General features: G+C 38.4%; 17 protein-coding genes. 15 read left to right on the forward strand and 2 right to left on the reverse strand.

Translation table 11 applies throughout. The features are described from left to right. The first annotated feature begins 40 nt into the window (after window positions 1–40). The 3 genes from rlmD (at window position 41) to NST01_RS04020 (ending at window position 3190) form a co-directional block, all read left to right on the forward strand. The gene (gene rlmD, locus NST01_RS04010; RefSeq protein ID WP_411801899.1) at window positions 41–1426 is read left to right on the forward strand and encodes a 23S rRNA (uracil(1939)-C(5))-methyltransferase RlmD; all 1386 of its coding nucleotides are present in this window, start codon (window positions 41–43) and stop codon (window positions 1424–1426) included. A gap of 441 nt (window positions 1427–1867) precedes the next feature. Further along, window positions 1868–2629, forward strand: a complete 762-nt coding sequence (locus tag NST01_RS04015) for a methyltransferase domain-containing protein (protein WP_377863175.1) — start codon at window positions 1868–1870, stop codon at window positions 2627–2629. Between the two features lie 147 nt (window positions 2630–2776). Next, window positions 2777–3190, forward strand: coding sequence for a DUF6508 domain-containing protein (locus NST01_RS04020; RefSeq protein WP_046526904.1), 414 nt, complete (start codon window positions 2777–2779; stop codon window positions 3188–3190). A gap of 29 nt (window positions 3191–3219) precedes the next feature. On the opposite strand, the gene NST01_RS04025 is transcribed toward NST01_RS04020, so the two are convergent. Continuing rightward, the gene (locus NST01_RS04025; protein ID WP_046526905.1) at window positions 3220–4104 is read right to left on the reverse strand and encodes a LysR family transcriptional regulator; all 885 of its coding nucleotides are present in this window, start codon (window positions 4102–4104) and stop codon (window positions 3220–3222) included. Window positions 4105–4216: 112 nt separating this feature from the next. On the opposite strand from NST01_RS04025, the gene NST01_RS04030 reads away from it, so the two are divergent. The 8 genes from NST01_RS04030 to NST01_RS04065 all read left to right on the forward strand — a co-directional run bounded on the left by NST01_RS04030 (window position 4217) and on the right by NST01_RS04065 (window position 10923). After that, window positions 4217–4606 (forward strand): tautomerase family protein, encoded by a 390-nt coding sequence (locus NST01_RS04030; RefSeq protein ID WP_046526906.1) that lies wholly within the window; start codon window positions 4217–4219, stop codon window positions 4604–4606. 26 nt (window positions 4607–4632) lie between these two features. After that, window positions 4633–4956: a carboxymuconolactone decarboxylase family protein gene (locus tag NST01_RS04035; RefSeq protein ID WP_046526907.1), complete on the forward strand. Its 324-nt coding sequence runs from the start codon at window positions 4633–4635 to the stop codon at window positions 4954–4956. A gap of 139 nt (window positions 4957–5095) precedes the next feature. Further along, window positions 5096–5923, forward strand: coding sequence for a MerR family transcriptional regulator (locus NST01_RS04040; protein WP_046526908.1), 828 nt, complete (start codon window positions 5096–5098; stop codon window positions 5921–5923). Between the two features lie 26 nt (window positions 5924–5949). Beyond that, complete coding sequence (locus tag NST01_RS04045; RefSeq protein WP_058336520.1) at window positions 5950–7137, forward strand: MFS transporter; 1188 nt, start codon at window positions 5950–5952, stop codon at window positions 7135–7137. A 190-nt stretch (window positions 7138–7327) separates the two neighbouring features. Continuing rightward, window positions 7328–8158, forward strand: coding sequence for a DNA alkylation repair protein (locus NST01_RS04050; RefSeq protein ID WP_046526910.1), 831 nt, complete (start codon window positions 7328–7330; stop codon window positions 8156–8158). A gap of 239 nt (window positions 8159–8397) precedes the next feature. Then, a complete protein-coding gene (locus tag NST01_RS04055) occupies window positions 8398–8967 on the forward strand; it encodes a hypothetical protein (RefSeq protein ID WP_046526911.1) in 570 nt (189 codons plus the stop codon). Between the two features lie 31 nt (window positions 8968–8998). Continuing rightward, window positions 8999–10273 (forward strand): hypothetical protein, encoded by a 1275-nt coding sequence (locus NST01_RS04060; RefSeq protein ID WP_282900563.1) that lies wholly within the window; start codon window positions 8999–9001, stop codon window positions 10271–10273. 368 nt (window positions 10274–10641) lie between these two features. Continuing rightward, window positions 10642–10923, forward strand: coding sequence for a hypothetical protein (locus NST01_RS04065; RefSeq protein ID WP_008341718.1), 282 nt, complete (start codon window positions 10642–10644; stop codon window positions 10921–10923). Window positions 10924–10975: 52 nt separating this feature from the next. Here the strand turns inward: NST01_RS04065 and NST01_RS04070 are convergent, their stop codons facing one another. Then, window positions 10976–12484 (reverse strand): helix-turn-helix domain-containing protein, encoded by a 1509-nt coding sequence (locus NST01_RS04070; RefSeq protein WP_035391314.1) that lies wholly within the window; start codon window positions 12482–12484, stop codon window positions 10976–10978. 700 nt (window positions 12485–13184) lie between these two features. Between NST01_RS04070 and NST01_RS04075 the strand changes: the two genes are divergently transcribed. From NST01_RS04075 to NST01_RS04090, 4 genes are all read left to right on the forward strand, one after another. Then, on the forward strand, window positions 13185–19337 hold the full coding sequence (locus NST01_RS04075) for a SpaA isopeptide-forming pilin-related protein (RefSeq protein ID WP_341041565.1): 6153 nt from the start codon (window positions 13185–13187) through the stop codon (window positions 19335–19337). 21 nt (window positions 19338–19358) lie between these two features. Further along, window positions 19359–19961, forward strand: a complete 603-nt coding sequence (locus NST01_RS04080) for a class D sortase (protein ID WP_341041566.1) — start codon at window positions 19359–19361, stop codon at window positions 19959–19961. Next, window positions 19954–20280, forward strand: coding sequence for a hypothetical protein (locus tag NST01_RS04085; protein ID WP_035703717.1), 327 nt, complete (start codon window positions 19954–19956; stop codon window positions 20278–20280). Before NST01_RS04080 ends, NST01_RS04085 begins: the two co-directional genes overlap by 8 nt. A gap of 383 nt (window positions 20281–20663) precedes the next feature. Beyond that, the gene (locus tag NST01_RS04090; RefSeq protein WP_326115542.1) at window positions 20664–21476 is read left to right on the forward strand and encodes a leucine-rich repeat domain-containing protein; all 813 of its coding nucleotides are present in this window, start codon (window positions 20664–20666) and stop codon (window positions 21474–21476) included. Window positions 21477–21489 lie beyond the last annotated feature (13 nt).

Genomic DNA, 21489 nt, shown 5'->3' on the forward strand with positions numbered 1-21489 from the left:
GACAACCGATAAAGGTTTAAATAGAACGGAGAGAATAAACGTGAAAGAAAAACAGCAAGGAGCCCTTCTGCAAAAGGGACAGCAGTTCCCGCTTACCATTAAACGCCTTGGCATTAATGGGGAAGGGGTCGGTTATTTTAAAAAGCAAGTGGTCTTTGTCCCAGGTGCACTTCCAGGTGAGGAAGTAGTAGTTGAAGCAACGAATGTTCAAGCGAAATATGCAGAAGGTACGGTGAGGAAAGTTCGCAAGCGCTCAGAACATCGAGTGAAACCGCCGTGCTCAGTATACGAAGAGTGCGGAGGCTGTCAGCTTCAGCATTTGGCATACGAGCAGCAATTAAAGGAAAAACGCGATATTGTCATTCAATCAATGGAGCGTCATACAAAGCTGTCGGTTGAAAAGATCGATATTAGACCAACAATCGGTATGGAAGATCCATGGCACTACCGGAATAAAAGTCAGTTCCAAGTCGGAAGATCACATAGCGGCGACATCATCGCAGGGCTTTATGGGCTGAATTCTCATAAACTTGTTCCGATCAAGGAATGTATCGTCCAGCATCCGAAAACGAACAAAACAACAGGCGTCGTCCGCAAAATTTTAGAGAAATTCGGCGTATCTGTCTACAACGAGCGGACAAGAAAAGGCGACGTGCGCTCGATTGTTGTGCGTGTCGGCTTTGAAACAGGTGAAGTACAAGTCGTCCTTGTCACATCAAAGCCTGAGTTTCCAAAGAAAAAAGAAATCGCCGAAGCCATTCAAAAACGTCTGCCAGAAGTGACGTCTATTATGCACAATATCAATGGCGAAAAAACGTCAGTCATCTTTGGGCATAAAACATCGCTCCTAGCTGGCAACATGGTCATCCAAGAATTTTTAGGAGACGTCTCATTTGAATTGAGTGCACGGGCTTTCTTCCAATTGAATCCGAAGCAGACATTAAAGCTTTACGACGAAGCGAAAAAAGCGGCCAAACTGACTGGCAAAGAAAAGGTAGTCGATGCGTATTGCGGTGTTGGAACCATTGGAATGTGGCTCTCAGATGGCGCAAAAGAAGTAAGAGGTATGGATGTCATCAAAGAATCAATTGATGACGCGAAGAAAAATGCCAAAAAACACGGCATGAAAAACGCGACTTATGTGACAGGCACAGCCGAACACTGGCTGCCAAAATGGGTTAAAGAAGGCTTCCGTCCCGATGTTATCGTCGTCGACCCGCCAAGAACAGGCTGCGAACGCACTTTCCTAGACACCGTCAAACAAGTCAAACCAAAACGCTTTGTCTACGTCTCTTGCAACCCATCTACACTAGCAAAAGACCTCGAATACATGTCAAAAGACTACAAGATCGAATACATGCAACCAGTGGATATGTTTCCGCATACGGCGCATGTGGAGTGTGTAGTGTCTTTATCTCTTAAATAAAAAGGGAATGACAGCTATGATAGACCAAAATGCATTCAAACGATTCCAACTATATATGGACCCACAGCAGACGAAATTGGTGGACCGAAAACAGCAATAGAAAAGGCAGTAACTAAATGAAAAAACCCTTCCAACAGGAGGGGTTTTACTTTAACTAACAATCTATTTTTTCCTAAGCTCTTTTTTCGTATTCTCTTCTATCATTGTACTTAGACCTCTATAATGAGACATCCATCATGAACTCTCGATTCTCAAACAAAATCATGTCTTACTCAAATATCAGTTGAATGAATTTTGGAATGAATGTCAAAAATCAAGATTCTTACAGGGAGTTATTGAATATGAGACTAAAAGAACATGAAATATAACAACTTTATATATTCGTAAGAGGCCCACCTATTATTTAATCATTAAAACTGCAAAATGATAATTGGAGGGATTATGATGAATGACAAACAGTTTTCTTCATTTATAAAACAAGCAGATGAACCTTTTGTTGGGTGGGATTTCTCATTCATATCTGAAACTGGAAGAATGAAAAGTGAGTTGCTTTCATGGTCATATGGTAGTATAGCTACTTCTCTTGTTCAAAGTGCAAAATCAATGCTGGACATGGGAACAGGTGGTGGAGAGTTTTTATCAAAATTAAGACCTTTTCCAACATCAGTTTATGCTACAGAAGGTTACTTACCTAATGTACCTGTCGCAAAAGAACGATTAACCCCTTTAGGAGTTAAGGTAGTTCAAATTTCTAATGATGAAAATTTGCCGTTTGAGACTGGAAAATTTAATCTTATCATCAATCAACATGAGTCATTTTCATCTCAAGAGGTGAGAAGAATTATCTCGAAAGAAGGTATTTTTCTAACTCAACAAGTCGGTGGACTCGATTGCATAGAGATTAATGAGAATCTAAGGGTACCAATAAATGAAGAATTTATTGATTGGAACTTAAAGCTAGCTTTAAAAGAGATACAGGAGAATCATTTTGAGGTGTTGAAAAGTGCTGAAGAGTTCCCCATTCTAAGATTTTATGATATCGGAGCATTGGTGTATTATCTAAAAGCAATTCCTTGGCAAGTGCCAGGTTTTGAAATAAGTAATTTCAAGGATGAATTATACACCATTCATAAAACCATTGAACAAAGGGGTTATTTTGACGCAAAACAACACCGATTTATTATTTTAGCTAAAGCAATTTAGTTGGAAATGGAGCCTTCGATCTATTTGAAGGCTCCAGCTTAATTCTGAACTAATGTCATTCCTGTATGCACGATACATGGCCTGAAAATGTTTCCTTTTATTATTGTCGGACTTGAAAGCATTCTAAAAAAATAGAGGAGGATAACGATGAGTCAATTTGAGATTCTGACAAAATACATACCGAAGCTTCAGGAGGATCATATCGGAGAATGGGTGATCGATCAAGAAAATGATGGAACAGCTGAACGCCCAATCCAGATGCCTTTTGTGAATTATTCAGAAACGGTCCAACGCTTTATTGAAGATGTCTATACCTTTGCAGAACAGCATCAAGAAATGGAACTTACCCACTATAGAGAAATCCTCAAAGAAAATGGCATTGAATGGGGAACGAACGATATGGAGCATGTGGACATCTCAAATTTAAATGCACAGTGTGTACTTGCTCTCATCATGGGGGTTTTGAGAGCTGAGCGATTTAGTGAGGGAGCCATATTCAATTTCTTTAAAAGTGGAGCGATCTTGAAATGGCTTGAAAGATTAAAAAACCTAGATGTATGAAAGCTAGGTTTATTGTTTTTGATACGAGATCACGAGCATGTGAATTGCTCCGCTCCTTGACGAAATAGATTAAGCAGCAGCTGCTTGGTGTTTTCCAGAGAGAGATGGGGGTCCTTATGAGTTAAGACTCCTATCGGGATAAAAGGGTCCTCCATTTCAATTGGAACTTTCACAAACTCGTCTGACAATGGGGTAGAGGAAAGGACGACGCCGACAGAGGGAAATCCCTTTAGAAATGATGGAATGGCTGAAATCTGGCTGACGGTATAAGTGAAGGGCTCCACATTTATTCTTGAAAGTTCCTTTTGTAACTTCATGTGATATAAACAACTTTCCCCGCCTATGATCAGAGGCTGTTCATAAAGTTCCTTGATCAATGAGATCGTTCCAACTTGATCTGCCTGCTGTTTTGCAATAATAAAAGACATTTCCTCCTTGTACAACTCCTCAAACGGAAGTGTGTTCATCACAGGTTCCCCTGCAATAGCAAAATCGATCTCCCCCTGGAGGAGCTGCTTGTGAAGGAAATCTGTATTACCGATGATAAAGTGGCATGTGATATTCGGTTTTTGCTTTCTGAATGTTTGAAGGACGGAAGGAAGAATAGAGACAGCAATTGGTTCTATGACGCCTATATTCAAGGTTCCGATTTCTTCTTTTTGGAGTTTTTGTGATTGCTCTAATACAAAATGCCAATGGAGTATCAACTGATCAATCTCTTTGGCAAACAATTGTCCTGAAGGGGTTAATTCAGCCTCCCATCCTCTTACAAACAATTGAAATCCTAACTCCTTTTCTAATCGTTTAATCTGATTCGTTATGGTCGACTGTGCATAATTCAATTTTTGAGCGGCTTTTGAGAAGGTCCCTTCCTGAATCACGGCTTGAAATGCTTTTAACTCTTTTAGGTCCATTTCTAATATTCTCCATTCGATATATGAATACGTTTTTTATATATTATTCAATTATATAAAACGAGTATTGGGATGTAAAATGAAGTGAGACAGAAAAAGGGAGATGACATACATGCCATTTGTAAAAGTCAATTATATGGAAGATGAGTACGATAAAGAAAGCTTAACTTCTATTAGCCAAACGATCATGAAGGCTCTGATAAAAGAATTTCAAGTTCCTAAAAAAGACTACTTTCAGGTATTCAGTTCACATAAGAAAGAAGAATTTTTTTATGATCCCCATTATCTTGTTCGTCATGAAAGAGATCATTGTCTTTTATATATCCAAATTACATGTGGTTCAGGAAGAACCGAGGGACAGAAGCAATCTTTATATAAGGAAATAGCTGACCAGTTGTATAACAAACTCCATATATCAAAAGAAAATGTATTCATTATGCTGATTGAGACAGGCTTGGAAAATTGGTCCTTTGGAGAAGGGCTTGCGCAGATGATCAAGTAACGGAACGATTGAAAGGGGAAATAGCTATGCATCAACCAATCAAGCAAACTGTAAAATTCACTCTCGGAGATTTTGCTCCAGCATTTGTTGAGTATTCAGAAAAAGTTCTCTTTGGAGATTTATGGAGAAGGGAGGAACTTTCTCTTAGAGATCGCAGTATGATTACAGTCTCAGCTTTAGTAAGTACGGGCAGTCTGAATCAGCTGGAATACCATTTACATCTTGCCAAAGAAAATGGTGTCACGAAGAACGAATTGATTGAAGTCATCACTCATCTTAGTTTTTATATCGGATGGCCTAAAGCAGCTTCAGCACTAGAAGCGGCTAAACATATTTTGGAGGACAAATAAAATTCATCAAACAACGAGCCCTATTTGAGATAGGGCTTTTTTATATGCGAATAAATTGTATTTTAAAATCTTCTATTGACTTTCCCCTTTACTGAAAGGTTTATACTGTGATCAGATCAACAAATCGGAGGAGATCAGGATGTTCAAGATTGGCGATTTTTCTATGTTAAGTAAAGTCCCTGTCAAAACCTTAAGGTACTATGACCAGATCGATTTATTAAAACCTAAACAGATCGATCAAGATTCGGGATACCGTTATTACTCAGCTGAGCAGCTGCTTGAGGTCAATCGAATTTTTCTCTATAAGGAATTAGGCTTTACGTTAAAACAAATGGGGCAGCTTCTTCGTGAAGATATTTCGGTAGAGCAAATTCAGGGCATGTTTCTCTTGAAAGAGAGTGAGATTCAGCAATTGATCGAAAGAGAACAACAGAAATTAGCGCGTATTAAGGAGCGGATGCACCTCATCAAACGAGAGGGGTGTGTTGAAAAAGAACAGGAGGTCATCATCAAATCGGTTGAAAGCAAACGCATCATGTCTTTTCAATCCAACGGAACTGTTGAAGAAATCCCTTCATTCTTTCAAATGTTTCATCATTTATTACATAAACATCAACAAGAATCGATCTCGGGACCGCAAGTGGTGCTATGGAGAGAATCACTGGATAAAGAAAGTGAGTTCGAATTTGAGGTGGGGTATTCCGTCAAATCGTTCAGGTGCTCGCTTCCTCAGGGAATGACAATTCGTACGTTACCTGCAGAAGACACCATGGCGACACTCTTATTTCATTCACATTCTCCATCCGCACAAACTGCTTGTGTTGACCTGGCGACATGGATCGAACATAACGGATACCGCGTGAAAGATGATCAGCCGGGCCGAGAAATCTATTACCCATTGTCAGAAAATGAAGAAGGCAGACTCATTGAAATTCAAATTCCTATTAAAAATGAAATCAAATCGTAAACATGGCCCAAAGGAGAAACGTCACGATGAAAAATAAAACCGTTGTCTATTTACTTGCTTTAGCAGCTTTTTTAATCGGAACGATCGAATACATCATTACTGGCATTATTCAAATGGTCGCACATGATTTACATGTCACAACGTCTACTGCTGGCTTATTGGTCACATCTTTAGCACTTTCGGCCGCAATCGGCGCACCGATTGTCATTGCACTAACCATCAATATGGACCGCAGAAAAATATTAACATGGGCGCTGATCATTTTTATTTTAAGTAACTTTATCACAAGTATCAGCCATTCGTTTGAAATGGTCATGATCACAAGAATTTTACAAGGAATCAGTGGGGGAACGGCGATTGTAGTGGCAATGGCTGTGGCAACTCGTCTTGTGGAACGAGAAAAAAGAGGAACAGCGATTGGCATCATTTTAATGGGATTAAGCAGCTCCTTGGTTTTAGGCGTTCCAATCGGGACATTTCTAAGCAGTATGATCGGATGGAAAGCATTATTCGCAGCCATTGGAGTGATCACGCTTATTCCGCTAATTGTGGTGTATAGGCGGATCCCTTCTATGAAAGAACAAGAACCGGTGACGCTTCGTATGCAATTATCGATTTTAAAAGACAAGCGAATATTGCTTGCAGTGGCAGTCACGTTATTCTATGTAGGGGGATATTCGACTTTATTTACCTATTTAACGCCTTTCCTCCAAAAATCAGCCAACCTAAGCATCACAGAAATCAGTGGCATTTTGTTACTAGCGGGAATATGCAGCTTTTTAGGATCAAGCCTTGGAGGGATGGCAGCAGATAAAAAAGGGCCCATCTTCACGATTTTTTCTGGCATCATCTTGCAAATCATGATGCTCATGCTACTAGCATTTGTCACAGGGAATCTCGTGGTCATGGTGGCTGTTATCATGATATGGATGATCGCAACATGGAGTACATCACCAGCTCAGCAGCTATATCTAGTAACCCTTGTTCCAAAATCTCCTGATATCGCATTAAGTGTTAATACATCATTTATTCAATTCGGATTTGCTTTAGGCTCGGGGTTAGGGGGGATTGTATTGAGCAGGACATCTATATTGCACCTGAGCTGGATCAGTGCTGGAACGGTTCTTCTCGCTTTACTCATGACCATCTTGATGGTGGCGTTTGACAGAATCTCTCAGCAGAAGAGTTTGAAGGTGATCGAGCAAGGAAGGTAACTTAAATTCAATTTTGTATGGAAGGGACTACTTATTTTGGGTAGTTCCTTTTTGGTTTGAAGAATGCACCAGTAAAGTGGTTTATTTGATACAATAGGGGGCAATATCCAAAGATTGAAGGCATTCATATATTTCTTTTAAAAACGATGAATATCAAACAAAAGCACCACTAGACGAGGAGAGAAAATAAATGCAAATCAGCGAAGAGATCATCAATCGAAAAGGTGCTCGAAAGGGGACTGATATCCCTCATGACGTCTTGTTCCTTTTGAATCAAGGAAAAATAGAGAGTGTGAATTTAACTGAATGGCTGGCTGTCAATCATCTGACGTTATTACATCATGTTTTGCCATCCGTTGGTTTAGACCATCATTTAGACGATGTATCATCTGATGTCACTCAACAAAAGGCTGAGTCTGGAATGAAAGCAATTCGTCTCATCGGTCAATTGTTAGATGAAGTGTTGCAGAAAGAGAATGGGGAAAAACAAGCGGAAGTGCTACAGGCGTTTACTCACCATGTATCTGATAGCGTCCGCTGTTGGGCTGCTTATATGAACAAACCCCGTTTATCAACTTTGGAAGAGAAATTGGCGTACATTCAACCATTTGCAGCTGATCCTCATTTTGGAGTTCGAGAAATTGCGTGGATGTCAGTGAGAGAAAGCCTAACGGATCAGCTCGATCAAAGTATAGAACATTTAACAGCATGGGCTAAAAGTAATGATGAAAATATTCGCCGATTCTCAGTAGAAGCTATTCGCCCAAGAGGTGTTTGGACAAAGCATATTGAGTCATTAAAACAAGAGCCAATGAGGGCACAGCCTATTCTAGACTTGCTCAAATCTGATCCATCAACATATGTTCAAGATTCTGTAGGAAACTGGCTCAATGACGCTAGTAAAACACAACCAAATTGGGTCATAAACCTGTGTGAACAGTGGTTAAAAGATTCTGATACAAAAGCAACTAGCAGAATTGTCAAGAAAGCCAAAAGAACGATTGTGAAGGGGAATTTTTAAACACTAATATCAACTGATTAGACAGTCCATGAAAATGAGTAAGCAGTCAATTCAGCGGTTTGAGAATAGGACTAAACCCATAGAGGCAAGCGAAAAAGTAAAGGGAATTACTCTTTACTTTTTTCGTGTGTGAAAAACCAAATTCACAATAGAAAGGAAAAATATTGAAACATTTTTCCGATAAAAACGTAGTACAGATAGAGCGATTATCAAACCATTTGAACGGGGAGGAGTATAGTATGGAACAAGCTGTATTAAAAAAGATGCGAATAAAACAAATAGCAGCGTCTAATTTAATATTTGGCATCATGATGGTGATCTTTTTTATGATTATTCAAATTTCTGAAATACGATTTACACATTTCTTTTTTTGTTTAGGCATTCTAATGCTTTTTCAAGGTGTATTGGGCTTTATCAAAAAAGGAACAACAAAGTCTTTCATTCCTCTTTTCGAGCAGGTAGCTATTTATGAAAAGGAGAAACTGGGTAAAGAATGGTACAAAGAAAAAAAGATGGAGAATATTTGGAAATTGATATTGAGTGGACTTATGTTCTTTCAGTCGTTTAATATTCAAAATATACCGAATCCATTCTTTGACATAGAACCTATTTTTCTCATTTTCTTCTTGGTTATTTCTTTAGCTCTTATCAATGTAAGTATGCTTTTTCGAATTAGAAAAATCGATCGATCTACTGAGAAACACGAATTAAAAGGTTATACAAAAGAGTCAAATATGATGGCAATGGCTTTAGGTTTCTTGACCATCATCATCCTATTCGGCTTTATCGTCATATTCGTCCTTCCATAAGATAATCACTTAACAGATTGAGGTGAAACAAATGAATGAAACTCTACAGCATCTAATAGATGATACAAGAAAGAAGTTCGGCTTAGATGATTATTGTTTAAAAAACTACGAGTATTACCGAAATGTGAATATGTTTAATGAAACAATTTATAAATTGTGTATGGAATGGTTTCCTCCACATCAAACGGCACCTGTGGACGAAGATTTAAACCCGGATGGCACAGCCGTGATAGAAGTGAATTTGAATACAGGAAAGGTTGAGAGTGCTGTTTTTGTCATGGGTAAAACATATGCAAAGGAGGGTGTGTGCTTTGATAGCGGTCAGAATGACGCCATCAAATGGATTGAACAAGAAACAGGGTTGATATATGGAGAGCACTTTCACTTGCATAAGGAGGAAAAAGGGGAGCTTATTTTTGAGGAAAAAATTGCTGGTGTACCAGTGACCCCTTCGGGCATGATTGATGTGAAATGGGATGAACATGGACAACTCATTTACTTTGTTCTTCACGGCCCATTTGTTTCTATAAAAAAGCACAGGGCTGAAAAATATACGTTGCTCATTGAGAAGATTGAAAGCTTAGCCCTTCAGCAAGTGCAACGAATCGAATGGCCTTCCTTTGATCAGAATAAAATTCGTCCAATTTATGCGTTAGAAGAAGTGTATGTAAAGAATGATGGAACCGGAATCCTCCCGTTTGAAGGTACGATACAGGAACATCAATGTCTCAATATCAACCAAATCATCAAATGGGATGAACCAATAACTGAACCTTTTGTAAGAAAGGAATTAAATATTCAAGAAGACATCTCAGATGATCAAGCCTTTTCAATTGAACCCTCACCAGATACAATGCCCATAACAGAGGAAGAAAAAGATAAGTGTTTGAAAGCAGTTCAAAAATTGTTGAGTCAGGAATATCCTAACGACACCGGAAAATGGGTTTGCATTTCTCTTCATCGTGATCATTACATTCATGCAACAGTAAAAGCAAATAGACAAGAGAAAAGCTTGCTTACAGATAAAATCTTGATATTCATTGATGCCCTTACATTTGAAGCCGTTAATTACATAGATAGAAAAGAAATGTTTAAGGAGTGTGGCATGTTGGATGAACTCCAACCCCCTGGCGAAATCACCCTGACAAAACAAGAAGCCTTCGAAAAATTAAAAGATCGGTTAGAGCTGACCCCCATCTATGTATATGATTTTACAGAAAAGCAGTATGTCTTATGTGGAAAACTAGATTGTCATGATGGAGTGGATGCAGTGAGCGGGGAAGTCATTCCTTTACAGGATATTTGAATTGGCATTTTACGCTATCAGAAGAACAGTCAGTGCTGTTCTTTTTTTGTCCCATCTCCCTCTTTTTTGCAGAAAAATGGAATATTGTAGCAGGAAGTTGTCGTTTCATCACGAAAGAAAACAGGTAAGAATATGATCATAGGTCCATTGTTTGGATTCGTGGTGGAGTCAATGAGATGACATAGGAAACGTTATACATATTAAACATTCGTGACAGTACAGTCGATCTACAGTTCATGTCTAAAAAGTGAGTGATTGTGTCTCAAGCCGTATGCGAAAATACGTGTACCGAGATCATATGATGAGTTGGTTCCGTTTGTTTTTAGGTGAGTTTGAAGCCAAGTTAGAAGAAAGTGAGGATATCTACCTTGAGTACATTGGAAGTGTTTCGTCAGTTTTTGGTTGACCATTATCCTGCGTTACAAGATGAGCTTTGGCTGAAAGATGTTGATACCCTTCGAATCTCTCCTATTCTTCATCCTTTTCTGAAAAGCAAGCTGCCAGATGGGATTGAAAAATTCACTTGTGTCCTATTCACGCAGCAAACAGATCAAACCACTGCCCCGCTCAAAGTATACCTTTTATTAGATGAATATGAGCAATCGCTTTACGCCATTGATTTGATGAATGAACAAATCGTGCTTCATTAATACAGAACCAAAAAGCTGCTTGAGCATGTCTCAGCAGCTTTTTTGGTGAAACTTAGTTTGTCATATCAACCAATCTTGATTGCAAGTTGTCCAATTCTTTCTTTGTTGGAAAAGAGCTGATCAGCAGCGTAGACCGTCCTAATTGATGAGGAAGCTCAGTATCGGTCACAATCATATCAATCCCAAGTCGATCCATTGTCAGTTCATTTAATGTATTTTCTGGACTTGTGAAAATATGAATGAGAGGAGGCAATCTTAATTTAATTAAATCCGCAATAAACAAACTATGATTATAACCTAATGTTGAAATGACAAAAATGTTCAACACGTTTCTCCGATCCATTTCCAAATGAACAAGCCCTCTCCAGTTAGAAGTAATGATACGAATCAATTCTCGTTCATTTTTCACAAAAGAAGCGAGTATATCGTCTGTTTTTAACTCTTGGATGATATGAGTAATCCTCGAATAGAAGTAAGGAAGCTGTTTTTTTACCTCTGATAAATAACTCGATTTCTTTTTGAAAAGGAATCCATCTCTTACGGTAATTTCCCTAGAATACACATAATATTGGAGAAGAATCAGTGTCATCGCCTTGCGATTAGCCACCTCTTGATGAAAAATCAACTCCAATTGATTGATAAAGGAATGAATGGCTTCAAAGAGCTGTGGTGTATGCGATTGAAAGAACGTCAATTTTTCTTCGACCGTTTCAATTGATTTATAATGGCCAATAGCTGGTTCAATCAATAATAAAAAGACAAATTCGTGACGATCCAATGTAACACCAAAAGTGTCCTTTGTCATTTGGCAAACGTGTTCTTCCAAGTTTTTGATTTGTTTATAGATACCTTTAGCTGTAGATGTTTGTTTTTCCTTATCCATTGAGTACCTATAATTGCGTCGTATGGTAAAATTTTTCCTCAATCGGTGTATGGAAACGGCGAGCCATAGGCAAAATTTATCTAAAGCCACATCAGGTAGATTGACTTCGAGCACCTGAAATAGCTTTTGTAAAAAATCAACTGCTTCTTGCTTTTGAATATCATCGAATGGCCAAAGCCTGCTTCCATAAACTTCAAACAAAAATTCCACAAAAAATTGACGAATCTCCTTCTCATTTCCATGGAACTGCATACTATCTGGTCGTAACTCAATGTCATACGAGGTAAGAAGCGAATTGATTTTATGTATGGTGTTATACAATGTGGATCTACTGATATTCAGCGTGTCCATCCATTCATAAAAAGACCTGTTTTGTTCAAAGAAAACGCCGTCAATCAATCGAATTTCAATCGTATCTTTTAGAATTTCTTTGATATAGTAGTCGACTCGTATCGTCTGTGTATAACAAATGGATATGCCTTGTCTTGGCTTTATGCGGATTAACGGCTCACCGTTCTCTGTTTGGAACGACTTCATTTGTTCTAAATCGTTTTGAATGGCACGAACCGAACCGATTTGTTCATTCGATATCTCTTGAAGGCTCCACCACTTATCTTTTGATACAAGCAGTTTTAGAATTTTTATCCATCTCTTTGATTTATTATCAATGAGCTCCATTAAACAACTAACTCCTTCCCTTGGCTTGCCTTTATATTATGAAGTTCACTTAAAGAACATTTTAATTTCTAAATAGGCATAAAATGATTTTAATGTTTAGGCTAAATCGTTTTGTCTTCACTTTTCATAATAAAAGAGAAAAAAATTAGACGAAAACAAATGTTATACCCTGATTCTCCATATCTTTCTTTTAAAAGATGATAAGTATGCCATGAATCCCATAAAAATGGATCATTTTGTTTATCTTTTTGCTGCTCAAACGGTAAAAGTAAGAATAAAAAGCATCGGCTTTTTGATTACCATATGGAAGGGAGTAGAAGGAATGCGATCTATATGATGCTGAACTATCTCACCATACATACCATATGATACATGCTTGTTTTATATGAACGTTCTATATGTGAATACATGCTTATATATGCATGTACTAATCATTTGTTGTTCATTCCAGTATAAATAGAAAAATTCACATTTATTCTTTTCATGTTCCCTCTCACTATTCCCCATTGCTATAGACCCCTATCTATTTACTATACCCACTACTCATGATTTCCTTTCAATTCATGATTGATCAACTCATCTTATTCATAGGGTCTTAAGGTGCATTTTTTTAGAAAATATTTGATCAGAAGCGGAGTGATCGATCTGACAGTATACAACTGATTTTTTTGTCATTGTTGAAAATTAATTTTAGAAAAGGGTGGATGTATTGAAAAGAATATTGTCATTGGCTCTCATTGCGGTGTTAGTCATACAGTCTAGTATATTAGGAATCTTGCCTTTAGCAGGGGCACAAGCTAAAGACATTCAAGAGAATATTTATGGGAATATTGAGTTTGCTGATAGCGAAGGCAACAAGTTATCAAGCATAGAAGATCAGCAAGTTAGAAAGGCCATTGTGCATTGGTCTATCAAAGGAATTGATCTCAAAAAGCAATATCCGTATATTCTCTCTCTTCCTTCAGTCATGCAGGTAGAGAAGGAGCAGAAAGAACTCATTACTGTCGATGACATCCCTGTTGGTGAGTATACCGTTTCAAAACAAAATGAAGTGACTGTCACATTCAATGAGGATATTGAGCTTGATCCGAATTTAGAAGGATCTATAGATATTGACGTCACCAGTATAGCTGAGAAAAAAGAGAAAACAAAGCAAAATGAGCATAAAGAAAATCTTTCAAAAGATGATTCAACCTCATCGGAGAAAGACAAAGCTGCTAACAATCAAGAAACTGTTCAAAAGACACAAAGCGATGAAGATGAGTTACTAAAAAACAAAGTGAACGTGTCTAAGCGTGTAGGGCTGCAAAGTGTTTCAAAACAAATGCAGATACAAGAAAATCTCCTTACTGATGCGAAATTAATTTTTGAAGATCAGGAAGGTAATTCAGTTGATAAGCCTGACGTCAACTCACTGATTTCCATTAACTATAAGTGGGCCATCCCGAATGGTCATAACTATAATGGCGGGGATGAATTCCATTTCAAGGTTCCAGAGGAATTAGTCATTTACGAAAAAATCGATCGACTCGAGATGAAATTTAATCAATCGATCATCGGTTATTTTTCTGTAGATGAAAGCGGAAATGCCTCTATCGAATTCACAGATTTTATTAAACAATATTCAAATATCCAAGGAACACTTCAAGTATGGACACAATTAGATAAACAAACAGTGATCACTGAAGAAAAAGAAGTGGTGATTACCCCGATTGAAGGCAAAGATACGATATCGATTCCGATTCAATTCATTCCAAATGGTCCGAATGTCTCTAAAAAGGGAGAACCCAATCGATCTTACAATGCTGAAACCATTCAATGGACAGTCGATTTTAATATGGACTTAGATGATGTGAAACAAGCGAAACTGTTAGATCCGATTCAAGAAGGTCAAGCGTTAAAAAAAGATTCAATCAAGCTTTATCGTGTAGATACAAAGCTAAATGGTGAAACATCGCTTGGACAGCTGCTTGACGAAAATCACTACACCATCGGCCAAACAGCAGATGGTCAAGATTTCACGATCGAATTTAAAGATGACGTGCATCTCGCTTACCGTTTAATGTATGAAACGGACATTACGAATCAAGATCAGTCTGTGTTTCGTAATAAAGCGTCCCTTGTCTCTGCTGATAAAGAGATTAGTTCAGCAGAAGGAACAGTGAATGTGACAAGAGGCAGTCCTTTAAATAAAAAAGCCGCCCACTACGATCCAGTCACTCAAACGATTACTTGGGAAATTCGGTATAACTATAACGAAAAAAAGCTGGCTCAAAAGGATGCTTTAATAGAAGACTTCTTTAACGGTACACAGGCGCTAATATCTGATTCAATTCAAGTCAAAGAAGTCACAATTGATGAGAATGGCAAAGAATCAGGAACAAAAGCGTTTGAAGATTATGTGGTTCAACCTCAAAAAAAGGATGAACAAAACGGGTTTACCTTGCAATTCAATCAAGATATCCACTCGGCTTACCTGATCACATATCAAACAAAAGCAACCGAGCGAATTTTCGAAGCTGAAGACATTATCAATACTGTAACAGCTGGCAAAGAGAGCGAACAAGGGAAGCAAAGAATTGATCAGCAAATCCTAACGAAAGACCACGGAACACCGGATTACAAGAACAAGACCATTCCATGGCGTATCATCTTCAACAAAGATCAACAAACCATGAACAACGTGATATTAAAAGATACGTTTACCAACGAAGGATTGACGCTGCAAAAAGATAGTTTAAAAGTGACGACAGGTAATACAGTGCTTGAAGAAGGCACAGATTATCAAATCGTTGAACATGCAAATGGATTTGATATTCAATTTACGAAAGAAATCAAGACAGAACATACCATCACATATACAACGTCTTTTGATTATGAAAAAAGAGCAGATAAAGATCAAAAGAACCTGCGTAACCATGTAAAACTTGAATGGGTAAATGAAGATGGCAAGGATTTGACGAAGGAAAACCAATCTGTCTTTACGCCTGACACATACACGCAGTCAAATGGGTTCAAGAATGGAACATATGATGCAAAGAAAAAAGAGATCACATGGAATATCGGTGTGAACTATAATTTGAAACATCTAGAAGAGGCGAAAATCGAGGATTTCATTCAAGGAAATCAGCGTTTGCTTAAAGAGTCAATCATCGTCTACTCGCTTGATTTACAAGGCGGGGAAAATGGTGCGGAAGAAAAAGAAGTATTAGCGAAAGAACATTATGACATCAAATTCCTCGAAAATGAAAAGGGAGAATCAGGCTTCGAAGTCATTTTCAAACATGCCATTGATTCCCCATACAAAATCACGTATCAAACAAGTGTTGAAGGAATGGATTTAGTACAGAAAACCTACGAAAATAAAGCGACTCTTTATGATGGGAAGACGAAAGAATCAGACGTGAATGCTGTGGTGTCCATTCCAAATGGAGGGAAATACACGAGCAAATCAGGAAATCAACAAGGGAAAGTCATTGATTGGAAACTGAATATCAACTTTGGTCAATCAACAGTCCAAGATGCGACGATTATAGACCATCCGAGCAGTAATCAAGCCATAATAGAAAACTCATTTCATCTGTATTCGACAACAATAGATGAAAAAGGGCAAGTGACTAAAAAGGATGAGCTGGAAAAAGGGAAGGATTATGAACTAGACCTTGAATTCGATCCAGATTCTTTTCAAATCAAATTTAAAGAAGAAATCACGAGACCCTATATTTTAGAATACCAATCTCTCATTTTAGATAAGGTGGGAAGTACACTTCAAAACGAAGTAACGTTTAGAGGTGAAAATGTAAAAGAAATCAAAAAGGAATCCGAAGCCTCAATTGTGGTCAAACGTACCGCTGGCATGGGAGATGGCACAGGAGCGATTGGCGCTTTAACCATTAAAAAGGTAGATGCGAGTGGTGGAAAAGCGCTAAAAGGAGCAACCTTTTCTCTGACAGATGCTGCGAGCGGTATCGTCATTGGAACAAAGACAACAGATGAAGAAGGAGCTCTTCGATTTGATCGTCTTCTGTATGGTGACTATATCGTGACAGAAGAGAAAGCACCTGATGGTTATTTGAAAACGAAGGAACCGATCAATGTCACGATTGATCAGCCTTACGAATCAGGAGATCAAACGAAAATAGGAAACAGCATGACGGTGCAAAACCAAGAAATCCGCCAGCATGTGAAGCTCACGAAAAAAGACAAAGAAACGGGTGCGGCATTAGAAAATGCAGAATTTGAACTGAAAAATGAATCTGGAGATACCGTCCAAACCCATTTGAAAACGGATGAAAAAGGAGAAATCCTATTCAAACATCTTGAGCCAGGTTCCTATTATTTTGTTGAAACAAACGCACCGAAAGGCTATCAATTAAATCAGCAAAAATGGCCGTTCACCATTAAAGAAAATCAAACAGAAACAACGGTTGTCACCGCAGTAAATGACATCATCAAAGGCTCTGCAGAATTGAGCAAAATAGGTGAAGGCGGAGAGAGACTAGAAGGTGCACAGTTCAAGCTCTTAGATCAAGATGGGCATGAGCTAAATGGTGCGCTTGTCACAGGAAAAGATGGCAAGATCACGATCAATGAACTAAGACCGGGTTCGTATCAGCTCATCGAAACAAACGCACCAGACGGTTATGTATTAGATGAAACACCCATCACATTTGAAGTACCACTCGATCCAAAAGAACCAGTCATCATTTCACAAAAGAACCTCTATGAAACAAGTGCATTAGAAGTGATGAAAGAAGGGGAAGATGGCAAGAAGCTTCAAGGTGTTCGATTTGAAGTCTTGGATCAAAATGACAAAGTCGTGCGTAAAGATTTGACAACAGATGAAGATGGGAAGCTGTTGGTCGATGACCTCAAACCGGGCAAATATCAGCTTGTGGAGACAGAGAGTATTGATGGTTACCAAAAGAAAAATAAACCTTATCCGTTTACCATCGAAATCGCACAAAAAAAACCGGCAGAGATCAAAGTGATCAATGATCTCAAAACTGGAGCTGTCCAGCTCACGAAACTCGGTGAAAAGAATGATGTGCTTGAAGGAGCAGAATTCAAGCTAGTAGATGCAAATGGAAAAGAGATAAAAACAGGTCTTGTCACAGATGAGAACGGGAAGATCATCGTCAACAATCTGAAACCTGGAACCTATCAGTTTGTTGAAACGAAGGCGCCATTCGGTCATGAGCTTGACGAAACACCTGTCACTTTTGCTATTCCATTTAACCCTGAGAAGCTGGTCAGTGTGACAAAAGAAAATAGCCGCACAACTGGCGGAGTGCTATTACACAAAACAGGCGAAGATGGGAAATCATTAGAAGGGGTTGTCTTTGATCTATCTGATGCCAAAGGAAAGATAGTGGCAGGAGGAGAAGGGATTACAACCAATCAGGATGGAAAGATTACCTTCACAGGTCTTAAACCTGGAACCTATCAATTTGTTGAAAGAAAGAGTCTTGAAGGCTATGAATTGAGTGCGAAACCACTTGTCTTTGAAGTTGAATTAGGTCAAAAAGACTTGATTCAAGTGGAGGCCATCAATCAGCTCAAGAAAGGTTCTGTAGAACTAACTAAAATAGGGGAAGAACAAGAAAGATTGAAAGGCGCAGAATTTACACTTTTCAATGACGATGGTAAAGAATTGATGTCAGGTTTAACAACAAATGAAAAAGGCATCATCACTGTCAACGATTTGAAACCAGGCGCTTACCAATTGGTTGAAACGAAGGCTCCTTTTGGACATCAACTTGATGCAGAACCAGTAGACTTCAAGATTGATTTCAATCCAAATCAACTGGTGAAAGTGACGAAAGAAAATATTCGGACGACAAGTGCTGTGAAGCTTGAGAAAAAAGGGGAGGATGGTCAATTGCTCGCTGGCGTGACCTTTGACCTGATTGATGCGCACGATCAGCGTGTGAAGAAAGACTTAAAGACAGACAAAAACGGTCAACTGACAGTCGATCAACTGAAGCCAGGAACCTACCAATTTGTCGAAACAGCAAGCATTGCCGGCTATGAATTGGATCAGACACCTGTCTCATTTACGATTCGTTTAGGTCAAGACAAACCAGCAAAAGTAGAAATGATCAACAAACTGACGCCGGGAGCAGTGGAACTGACCAAAGTGGATGCTGAAGGACACACGCTGGAAAACGCAGAGTTTGCTCTTCAGAGTAAAGACGGGAAAACGTTGAAGAAATCACTTGTAACGGATCAAAAAGGAAAGCTTCACATCAACGATCTAAAACCGGGAGAATATCAATTCGTTGAAACGAAAGCGCCTCACGGCTATGAATTAGATGATCAGCCGATCCGGTTTACGATTGAGAAAAATCAGCAGAAGCCTCTTCAAGTAACAGCGAAGAATCACTTGATTTTAGGAAGTCTGCGTATCATAAAGGTAGACCAGCAGACTGATAGAACCTTAAAAGGTGCAGCCTTCGACATTCGTACAAAAGCCGGGAAAATCATCAAATCTGTGACAACAGGAAAAGACGGAGAAGCCATTGTCAAAGGGCTTAAACCTGGTGAATATACACTCACAGAGACGAAAGCTCCAAATGGTTATGTAGCGTTAAAAAAACCACTCGCTTTTACAATTCAAATGGGCGAAGTGGAGATCAAGACATTGATTGTAAAAAATGCTCCAATGAAGAATGAAGAGGACCACACGAATCCCCCAGCCTCAGATCAAGGGGATCAACATCCGCCTCATGATTCAAACGGTGAATTGCCAAAGACGGGAGAAGAATGGCTACGTTATTTGATGTATGCAGGGATTTTACTAGTAGTGTCTGGAACTGTTCTTCTTGTAGTCAGAAGAAGGACCATTCAGTAAAAGGAAGGAACGAGTGTATTGATGAAAAAAAGAACCTTATTAGGCAGCTTTTTGGTGGTCGCAGGACTAATGCTTATCTCCGTTCCTTTTCTATATGAGTGGCGAACGTCTCAAGAGGCAACAGCCATGGAAGAGGCATTGAAAATGATTGAAGAAAATGACAGTGATGCCCTTTCTTCTATTCCACATTTAACTGTGTCAGAAGAAGACCTGCGAGATACGATGGAGCTTGAGATCCCGTCAATTGATTTAAACGAAAAAGTGCTTCCTGTTACAACAAAAGAAAATTTAAGTATTGCACTGACTCAAATTAAATCTCATCAAATGCCAGGGGAAGGAAATTTCACGATTGCAGGCCATAGAGGGTATAGAGGCGACCGGCTTTTCCGACAGCTGCCAGAGGTGCCTAAAGGAGAAAAAGTCGTCTTACATCATCAAGCAGAAACATACGAATACAAAATTGTCAGCTCAGCTACGATAGAATCGACGGATGTTGATGTACTAAAGGATCGCGGGAAAAATGAACTGACATTGATCACTTGTACTCTTGATGGCCAGAAACGATTTGTCTTAAAAGGAATACGAATCAATGCTTCAAAGGATAAGCAACCGTCGGATGTATAACACCAACATAATAGATGATGAGTTTGATGGAAAAGCAACGCTCACGACCGACATGTTACACCAATTGTTAGTAGAACATTATCCCACTTTAAAAAACGAACGTTGGGATGTGGATATAGATACAATTCGGACTTCGCCTATTCTTCATCCTTTATTAAGAAGGAAGATTCCGATAGGTATTGAAAAATTCACATGTGTTTTGTTCACGCAGCAGACAGGGTCCTTTGGAGAGCCTTTGATTGTGTACTTTTTATTGGATGAAAAAGGCGAATCGATTTACGCAATGGATTTCTTGCTTGAGCAGCATGATCCACATTAAACGAGAAATAAAAAAGCAAGATCTTTAATGAACGGGTTCGGTTTTAAGGTGGGAAAATTGTATTAGTCATATAATGAGGACTCTAATTCGTATATGAATTGGAGTTCTTTTATTTGTTTATATGAAAGAGTACAAGCTATCGTCAAGACCTGTGCAGAATATATGGAGTATAGTGAAAGCGAAGTCGTTGATATGTTGTTGCTCCATATTTTAGATGATAAAGATTTTATAAAATGGATTGAAAATAGACTTAATCATCGGCGGATTGTGGTTAAACGGACCAAAGAAGACCATCTAGATTTTATCCCTTTCCCTGTTTCTTCGGAAAAACTCTGATAAAATTCATTTAGATATCCATCATTTGTAGGTGTGGAGGTAAAAGAATGTTAAAAGAAGACCCTGAATATATTTTTCGTCATGATGCACGACCAGAAGCTGTTCATGATTTAGCCGATGTAGATGAAAATGCCACTGAGTTAGTAATCACAGGTAAAATTAAAAATATTGAAAGGTTGAACTCTTTTTCTAACCTGACGAAATTGTGGATTTACAAAGTGAGCCAAAAGGAATTCAATACGATCTTGAGCTTAGTTAATCCCAAAATGCTCTATATGCGTGAACTGAGAGTAGAAGATTTATCAATCATCAGTTCTCTTCAAGATGTTGAGGTATTGTCACTTGAATGGAATACAAAGGCACAAAGTTTATGGGATCTATCAAAAAACACTTTTTTAAAATCTTTATCCTTAACAGATTTTTCAAAGTTGAATGACATAGCCCCTTTGCAAAAAAACACTGGTTTAGAATGGTTGCAATTGTCAGGTGGGATTTGGAATACATTAAATTTAAATACTCTAGAACCTTTAAGATACCTCAAGAATTTAAAATATCTGTGCTTATCAAATATAAAAGTGAAGGACGAGTCTTTAGAGCCAATATCGGCATTAGAGGGACTCGAGGAACTTGATATTTCAAACCAATTCCCGACAGAAGAATACGCTAGATTATCCGTCACCCTTCCAAATACGAAGTGTGATCGTTTTGCACCATACATCTTTTTATCAAGTCCTATTGTAGATAAAGATGTAATGGTAATTGGAAAGCGGAAACCGAAATTAAATTCAAAAGTCGATGGGAAAAAGTTGCAAAAATACGAAGAACAATTTAAAGCGTACCAAGAAAAGTATAAAAATTAACTTAAAAAGCAAT

The organism is Bacillus sp. FSL R7-0166 (assembly GCF_038008935.1).
GTDB lineage: Bacteria > Bacillota > Bacilli > Bacillales > Bacillaceae > Bacillus > Bacillus altitudinis.

Coding starts and splice junctions, on each gene's coding strand:
- NST01_RS04085 (WP_035703717.1), top strand. CDS start 19,954: ATGTATAACACCAACATAATAGATGATGAGTTTGATGGAAAAGCAACG.
- NST01_RS04015 (WP_377863175.1), top strand. CDS start 1,868: ATGATGAATGACAAACAGTTTTCTTCATTTATAAAACAAGCAGATGAA.
- NST01_RS04030 (WP_046526906.1), top strand. CDS start 4,217: ATGCCATTTGTAAAAGTCAATTATATGGAAGATGAGTACGATAAAGAA.
- NST01_RS04070 (WP_035391314.1), bottom strand. CDS start 12,484: ATGGAGCTCATTGATAATAAATCAAAGAGATGGATAAAAATTCTAAAA.
- NST01_RS04020 (WP_046526904.1), top strand. CDS start 2,777: ATGAGTCAATTTGAGATTCTGACAAAATACATACCGAAGCTTCAGGAG.
- NST01_RS04055 (WP_046526911.1), top strand. CDS start 8,398: ATGGAACAAGCTGTATTAAAAAAGATGCGAATAAAACAAATAGCAGCG.
- NST01_RS04090 (WP_326115542.1), top strand. CDS start 20,664: ATGTTAAAAGAAGACCCTGAATATATTTTTCGTCATGATGCACGACCA.
- NST01_RS04080 (WP_341041566.1), top strand. CDS start 19,359: ATGAAAAAAAGAACCTTATTAGGCAGCTTTTTGGTGGTCGCAGGACTA.
- NST01_RS04050 (WP_046526910.1), top strand. CDS start 7,328: ATGCAAATCAGCGAAGAGATCATCAATCGAAAAGGTGCTCGAAAGGGG.
- NST01_RS04025 (WP_046526905.1), bottom strand. CDS start 4,104: ATGGACCTAAAAGAGTTAAAAGCATTTCAAGCCGTGATTCAGGAAGGG.
- NST01_RS04060 (WP_282900563.1), top strand. CDS start 8,999: ATGAATGAAACTCTACAGCATCTAATAGATGATACAAGAAAGAAGTTC.
- NST01_RS04045 (WP_058336520.1), top strand. CDS start 5,950: ATGAAAAATAAAACCGTTGTCTATTTACTTGCTTTAGCAGCTTTTTTA.
- NST01_RS04040 (WP_046526908.1), top strand. CDS start 5,096: ATGTTCAAGATTGGCGATTTTTCTATGTTAAGTAAAGTCCCTGTCAAA.
- NST01_RS04035 (WP_046526907.1), top strand. CDS start 4,633: ATGCATCAACCAATCAAGCAAACTGTAAAATTCACTCTCGGAGATTTT.